5 protein-coding genes and 2 rRNA genes (1 of these 7 running past the window's edge) are annotated in these 6,823 nt (G+C 59.5%); 4 read left to right on the top strand and 3 right to left on the bottom strand.

The features are described 5' to 3' along the window. From QOV41_RS17030 to QOV41_RS17020, 3 genes are all read left to right on the top strand, one after another. A 23S ribosomal RNA gene (locus QOV41_RS17030) occupies positions 1 to 1,625 on the top strand (it extends 1,092 nt beyond the left edge of the window). Positions 1,626 to 1,757: 132 nt separating this feature from the next. Then, positions 1,758 to 1,873: ribosomal RNA gene (rrf, locus tag QOV41_RS17025) — 5S ribosomal RNA — on the top strand. Between the two features lie 126 nt (positions 1,874 to 1,999). Further along, positions 2,000 to 4,243, top strand: a complete 2,244-nt coding sequence (locus QOV41_RS17020) for a putative bifunctional diguanylate cyclase/phosphodiesterase (protein ID WP_284577990.1) — start codon at positions 2,000 to 2,002, stop codon at positions 4,241 to 4,243. A 115-nt stretch (positions 4,244 to 4,358) separates the two neighbouring features. On the opposite strand, the gene QOV41_RS17015 is transcribed toward QOV41_RS17020, so the two are convergent. Both QOV41_RS17015 and QOV41_RS17010 read right to left on the bottom strand, forming a co-directional pair. Then, positions 4,359 to 4,529: a hypothetical protein gene (locus QOV41_RS17015; RefSeq protein WP_284577989.1), complete on the bottom strand. Its 171-nt coding sequence runs from the start codon at positions 4,527 to 4,529 to the stop codon at positions 4,359 to 4,361. Positions 4,530 to 4,660: 131 nt separating this feature from the next. Continuing rightward, a complete protein-coding gene (locus tag QOV41_RS17010) occupies positions 4,661 to 4,825 on the bottom strand; it encodes a hypothetical protein (protein WP_284577987.1) in 165 nt (54 codons plus the stop codon). Between the two features lie 208 nt (positions 4,826 to 5,033). On the opposite strand from QOV41_RS17010, the gene uxaC reads away from it, so the two are divergent. Next, the gene (gene uxaC / locus QOV41_RS17005; RefSeq protein ID WP_284577986.1) at positions 5,034 to 6,449 is read left to right on the top strand and encodes a glucuronate isomerase; all 1,416 of its coding nucleotides are present in this window, start codon (positions 5,034 to 5,036) and stop codon (positions 6,447 to 6,449) included. Positions 6,450 to 6,516: 67 nt separating this feature from the next. On the opposite strand, the gene QOV41_RS17000 is transcribed toward uxaC, so the two are convergent. Next, a complete protein-coding gene (locus QOV41_RS17000; RefSeq protein ID WP_284577985.1) occupies positions 6,517 to 6,690 on the bottom strand; it encodes a hypothetical protein in 174 nt (57 codons plus the stop codon). Between the last annotated feature and the right edge of the window lie 133 nt (positions 6,691 to 6,823).

Here is a 6,823-nt window from a genome sequence, read left to right as displayed (position 1 = left end):
AACGGGTCTAAAACTGTGCACCGAAGCTTAGGGTTTGCAACTTGTTGCAAGCGGTAGCGGAGCGTTCCGTAAGCCTGCGAAGCGGTACCTGTGAGGGGCCGTGGAGGTATCGGAAGTGCGAATGATGACATGAGTAGCGACAAAAAGTGTGAGAGACACTTTCGCCGAAAGTCCAAGGGTTCCTGCGCAATGCTAATCAGCGCAGGGTTAGCCGGCCCCTAAGTCGAGGCGGAAACGCGTAGACGATGGGAACCACGTTAATATTCGTGGGCCAGGTGGTAGTGACGGATCGCGCAGGTTCGTATCCCCTTATCGGATTGGGGGTGCGATGAGCCGGTTCCAGGAAATAGCTCCACCAATATTGACCGTACCCGAAACCGACACAGGTGGACTGGTAGAGCATACCAAGGCGCTTGAGAGAACTATACTGAAGGAACTCGGCAAATTGCACGCGTAACTTCGGGATAAGCGTGACCTCTATCGAGGCAACTCGGTAGGGGTGGCACAAAAGAGGGGGTGGCGACTGTTTATCAAAAACACAGGGCTCTGCGAAGTAGCAATACGACGTATAGGGTCTGACGCCTGCCCGGTGCCGGAAGGTTAAAAGGAGAGGTGCAAGCCTTGAATTGAAGCCCCGGTAAACGGCGGCCGTAACTATAACGGTCCTAAGGTAGCGAAATTCCTTGTCGGGTAAGTTCCGACCTGCACGAATGGCGTAACGACTTCCCCACTGTCTCCAGTATAGACTCAGCGAAATTGAATTCCCCGTGAAGATGCGGGGTTCCTGCGGTCAGACGGAAAGACCCCATGCACCTTTACTATAGCTTTACGCTGGCATTTGTGTCGGCATGTGCAGGATAGGTGGTAGGCTTTGAAGCCAGGGCGCTAGCTCTGGTGGAGCCGCAAGATGAGATACCACCCTTATCGTCATAGATGTCTAACCGCGGCATAACAGTGTCCGGGACAGCGTATGGTGGGTAGTTTGACTGGGGCGGTCGCCTCCCAAAGAGTAACGGAGGCGCGCGATGGTGGGCTCAGACCGGTCGGAAATCGGTCGCTGAGTGCAATGGCATAAGCCTGCCTGACTGCGAGACTGACAAGTCGAGCAGAGACGAAAGTCGGTCATAGTGATCCGGTGGTCCCGCGTGGAAGGGCCATCGCTCAACGAATAAAAGGTACGCTGGGGATAACAGGCTGATAATGCCCAAGAGTCCATATCGACGGCATTGTTTGGCACCTCGATGTCGGCTCATCACATCCTGGGGCTGGAGCAGGTCCCAAGGGTATGGCTGTTCGCCATTTAAAGTGGTACGTGAGCTGGGTTCAGAACGTCGTGAGACAGTTCGGTCCCTATCTGCCGTGGGTGTTGGAATATTGAGAAGAGCTGTCCCTAGTACGAGAGGACCGGGATGGACGAACCTCTGGTGGACCTGTTGTGGCGCCAGCCGCATTGCAGGGTAGCTAAGTTCGGACGGGATAACTGCTGAAAGCATCTAAGCAGGAAGCCTCCTTCAAAACGAGTATTCCCTTGAGAGCCGTGGAAGACCACCACGTCGATAGGCCGGTGTGGAAGCGCAGCAATGTGTGAAGCTTACCGGTACTAATAGCTCGATTGGCTTGATCGTTCTCATTAATCTATGTCCGCATAGACTAGTCAGATGATCGGCTCAGAACACACCAACCAGTGCCCTTCAGCATGGGAAGCGCACTGGCAAAACAAAACAAACCAGAATTCACGAGCTTATGGTTTTCGCTGACCTTGTGGTTCTTGCGAGGGGCCCAGGACCCGATCCCATCCCGAACTCGACCGTCAAATCCCTCTGCGCCAATGGTACTAAGTCTCAAGACTTGGGAGAGTAGGTCACTGCAAGGTCTGCCAAAACCATAAGCTTCTCATTACACCGTCGAAACATAAAAAGCCCCTCACTCACCGTGAGGGGCTTTTTGCGTTTGGGGATACGGGTAAATCTACGCTTCGTTAGTGTATCTGGCGCTAATCTTGCTGATCGAGACAAGCCGATGCGAAGCGCTAGTGCCCCGAACCGAGACCTCCCTCTCCCGCCAGATCAGCACGGTGACCATCGCTCTGGCCCTTGCGCTAGTGACGGCGCTTGGCTGCTTTGGCTGGTGGGCCGCTTCCCGCATCGATGACCGCTCCATCGCGCGAGAGACGCGCGAGATCCACCGGGGCCTTGCCGACGCTGCCGCAGACATCCCCATCGAGCAGGATAGCTCCGCCATTTGGGATGAGGCCGTTCTCAATCTGCGCATCAACAACGAAGCTTGGCTGGCTGAGAACCTCGCCGAATGGATGAGCGAGTTCTATGGCCACCATCGCATCTACCTGCTGGGCCCGAGGGACGAACTTGTACGGGCAGTTGCCGAAGGCGTTAAGGTGGGGACTGAATTCTACGCCGCCGATCGAATAGCTATTGAGCCACTCGCCCGCGATCTCCGGGTGCAGATGGAGGCCGCCAGCGGAGGGTATAGCGATTCCACCGCTGCCGTCACAGGCCTCGGTGTCTCCGACGTCGTAGCGTTGCCCAGCGGCGCTGCCGCCATAGTCAGCATTCGGCCGATTGTTCCGAGTACCGATGCGGTAGCGCAGCGTCCTGGCACGGAGTATCTGCACGTGTCGGTCCGGCTGATCGACACGGCGCTCATCTCCGAAATCGCTGAGAACTACGAGATTTCCGATCTGAGATTCGAAACGACGCTCGCACGCGATCTCGATCGTGTCTCAAGCCCGGTTCTGAACGCAAAAGGCAGGATCGTCGGTTTCTTCTCCTGGCTGCCAGATGAGCCAGCCTATCAGTTGTTGCAGGAAACCGCACCAGTGGTTGGACTTGTCGTCGCCGTTGGCGGCTTGATCCTCCTCTTCCTCATAAAACGCCTCCGGCGCACCTCCAGCATGCTCGAGCATAGCCAGGCAGAAGCCTCTTACCTGGCCTTTCACGACTCGCTCACCGGCATTCCCAACCGGGCCCTGTTCGAGGATCGGCTGCAGCAGGCGCTCGCCAATATGCGGCGGACCGGGGCGAAAATCGCTCTCCATTACCTCGACATCGACCGCTTCAAGCATGTCAACGATACGCTAGGGCATCCTGCAGGGGATGAACTGATCCGCCAGAGCGCCGCGCGCTTGACCAGCCTTGTTGAGGAGGGGGATACCGTAGCGCGTCTTGGCGGCGACGAATTTGCAATCGTGCAGTTCTCGGTCCTCGATTCCTCCGAGGCCATTTCCCTGAGCAACAAAATCATCAGGGCCTTCGAAGAGCCATTCGAGATTTTTGGTCAGGAGCTGCGGGTTTCCGCCAGCATGGGTGTGGTGGTGAGCGCCGATGTCGATGCCAGTCGCGAAGAACTGGCCCGCCAGGCAGATATTGCCCTCTATGAAGCCAAGGACAGCGGGCGTGGCCGTTATCAGCTTTTTGCTGGCGAACTGGGCGAAGCGGTGCAGGAGCGGCGTGCCCTCGAAACGGACCTGCGACATGCGCTCCGCACCGATCTGGGACTAGAACTGGTCTATCAGCCAATTTACCAGACCCGCACCGGAATACCCGTCGGCGCCGAGGCGCTCATTCGCTGGGAACACCCCACCCGAGGGCGCCTCAGTCCCCTGTCCTTTATCGGGCTTGCCGAAGAGCGCGGTCTTATCGAGCCCTTGGGCATGTGGGTGCTCCGGCATGCCTGCGCTTTCGCTGCTAGCTCCCGCATTCCGTGGGTGGCGGTGAATGTCTCGCCGGTGCAGTTCCGCGATCAGCGCTTTGCCGACAAGGTCTTTGCCATTCTTGCCGAGACCGGCTTGGCGCCACGCCGCCTCGAGCTCGAGATTACCGAAGGGCTGCTCCTCCAGAACTCTCCCGTCGTGCAATCGACGCTGATGCGGCTGCGGGCCAAGGGCATCCGCGTCGCGCTCGATGATTTCGGCACGGGTTACTCTTCGATCAGCTATCTGCGCACCCATGGCATCGACAAGCTCAAGATCGACCAGTCCTTCACCGCTCAATTGGGCGAGGACCGTGAGATCGACAGCATTGTTGCATCCATCATCGATCTGGGCCGTGCCATGCACATGTCGGTTACCGCCGAGGGCGTGGAGACGGCCGCCCAGCGAACCCTGCTTGAGGATATGGGCTGCAACCAGCTCCAGGGTTATCTTATGTCCCGCCCGCTGACGCCCGAGCGGCTGGAAGAAATCATCCGCACCTGGCCCGTGCAGAGCCTCGAGCAGGCGAGCTGAGGCATCGTACATAAAGAAAAGCCCGGAGCCATTTCTGGCTTCCGGGCTTTCCATGGGTTCGCAGCATGCTCTTGGCAGGTCGGGGGAGGGAGGAGCCGCGCCCTGCCGGGGAGAGTTAGAGCTTGCCGATCGAACGGAAGGCGTGGGCGTCGATCCCGAGTGTCCGCAGGTGCTTGGCCTTGGGCACCCGACCCGCCTCGACAGCCGATGCGGCAGCGGCAGCGCTGCCAAAGACATCAACGATAGTGCCAAGGGTCGCAAAAATGCTCTTGCGCGGGGTGCTCATGTCCAACTCCTAAGTGGACCCGGCCGACTGCCGGATCGCCTTCATGAGTGGAGAAATGGGCCTAATCCCCCGCGCTTTCTAGGGGGAGTTCGATCAAGCCAGCCATGCGTTGAGGGCAGGCTTTGTGGTGCTTAGAACAGCGTCGTCATCATCGTTGCGGCGACGGCCACGAGCCCGAATGCGGTCACCCCGGCCGCCAACAACATGGTGTGAACATGCTGCAGATGACTGGAGCGCCGGGCGTGGCGCCGCACGATGTCGAGGTCGTCTTCGCTGGTGGAATGGATGTGAACCAAGGCTGTTCCCCTCGAATGCTCGGCACCTGCCGGACAGTTCTGGGCGGCCGCTTTGTTGAGCCGTTTCTCACCCTTACCGAGAGGGTAACGCCGTCCGCGGAGCGAACGAATGCCCGGCTGCAATCGCAGTTAATTTTGTTCAAATGCCACAATGTTGGTCTTGTATGGTAGATTGATCCGATCCGCTCTTCGTGCCACAAACCTGTCTATGACATACCCAGCTCATCTCCATCCTGACCGCCTGTTCCCTGCTTCCGAGCCAGCGCAGTCCATTGCGCGTGACCTTTACCCCGAGGTCGCCGACCTGCCTTTGATCAGCCCGCATGGGCACACCGATCCCGCTTGGTTTGCCGAGAACACTCGCTTCTCCGACCCGGCCGCGCTGTTTCTGACGCCGGATCACTACGTCCTGCGCATGCTGCGCAGCCGCGGGCTCAGCTATGATGACCTTGGGGTCCCCCGCAAGGACGGCAAGCCGGTCGCCGATGGCCGCTCCGCTTGGCGGCTCTTTGCCGCGAACTATCACCTGTTCGCCGGCACACCGTCCAAGACCTGGGTGGACCATTCCCTCCAACTGACCTTCGGCATTACCGAAGAACTCTCGGCGGAAACGGCTGACCGCATCTATGACGCCATTGACGCTGCGCTCGCTACGCCCGAATTGCTGCCGCGCGCCATCCTCGACCGCGCCAATGTCGAGGTCATCGCCACCACGGAGTTCGCGCTTGATCCGCTGGTGCATCACCATAAGATGGAGGCTGACGGCTATATCGGTCGCGTGCGCACCACCTATCGCCCCGACGATGTCACCGACCCCAGCCGCGCAGCCATTGTCGAGAACCTTCAAAGGTTCGGCGAACTGACCGGCGAGGACATCTCCAAATGGGACGGGCTCATCAATGCCCATCGCAAGCGACGCGAATATTTCCGCCGCTTCGGTGCCGTTGCCACCGACCACGGCGTGCCCACGGCCAACACCGCCGACCTGCCGCTCGTTGAGAAGCAGGCCCTGCTCGACAAGGTGCTCTCGGGCCGGCACGATGCTGGCGACGCCGAACTCTTTCGCGCGCAGATGCTGACTGAAATGGCGTTGCTTTCGGTTGAAGACGGCATGGTCATGCAGATCCATGCCGGTTCACGCCGCAACACCGATCCCCTACTGTTTGCCGAGCGTGGACCAGATCTAGGCGCCGATATTCCCGGCACCACCGATTACGTCAACGGGCTCAGCGCATTGCTTGGCCGGTGCGGCAACGAACCCAATCTGCGCCTCATCATGTTCGTCCTCGACGAGACGACCTATGCCAGAGAACTGGCACCCATGGCGGGCTACTGGCCATCCCTGCTTATTGGGCCGCCATGGTGGTTCCACGACAGCCCCCAGGGCATCCGGCGGTATCTCGATCAGGTGGTGGAAACGGCAGGGTTCTACAATCTCGCCGGCTTCAACGATGACACGCGTGCCCTTCTGTCCATTCCGGCGCGGCACGACGTCTGGCGCCGCGAAGTCTGCGGCTTTCTCGGTCGCTGGGTGGGCGAAAATCGTCTGGGCAAGTCCACCGCTCGCGAGATCGCGCGGCATCTGAGCTATCAGGCTGCCAAGGACGCCTACAAGATCGGCTGAGAAGGCGCCCAGCGCGCACGGCTTTCCCGCCGCAGGGCGGGAAAGCAATTCTGCCTTTCCCCGCCGCCTAGGGCGACTTCCAGAGCACGGCGATCATCAGGATGAGGCCAAAGACGAGCAGCACCAAAAGCCCCAGCACCCCGTTGAGGGCTTGCCGGGCCAGGCCCACAGGTCGCTCGTCTGCTGCCACTATCTTTTCGAGCCGGGGCGGCTCGCTTGCCCTCCAAACCTGCTTGTCCATCCCTTCCTCCTCGGGAGTGGTTGCACGCCATCAGCCTGCGCCCGGCGGCACAAGCAAAGGCTTACCAGGAGCATCACAGTTGCGCTTATGGTTGATGGAGGCTTAATATTGAGCCTAGCCAAAGGCTGCAGCG

Source organism: Devosia sp. RR2S18 (genome assembly GCF_030177755.1).
In the GTDB taxonomy this organism is placed as follows: domain Bacteria; phylum Pseudomonadota; class Alphaproteobacteria; order Rhizobiales; family Devosiaceae; genus Devosia; species Devosia rhizosphaerae.
The sequence above is the reverse complement of the archived record's forward strand: the minus strand, read 5'-3'. Positions and strand labels throughout refer to the sequence as shown.

Bases quoted from the DNA above. Each gene is read 5' to 3' on its own strand.
- QOV41_RS17015 (WP_284577989.1), bottom strand. From the start codon at position 4,529: ATGAGCACCCCGCGCAAGAGCATTTTTGCGACCCTTGGCACTATCGTT.
- uxaC (WP_284577986.1), top strand. From the start codon at position 5,034: ATGACATACCCAGCTCATCTCCATCCTGACCGCCTGTTCCCTGCTTCC.
- QOV41_RS17000 (WP_284577985.1), bottom strand. From the start codon at position 6,690: ATGGACAAGCAGGTTTGGAGGGCAAGCGAGCCGCCCCGGCTCGAAAAG.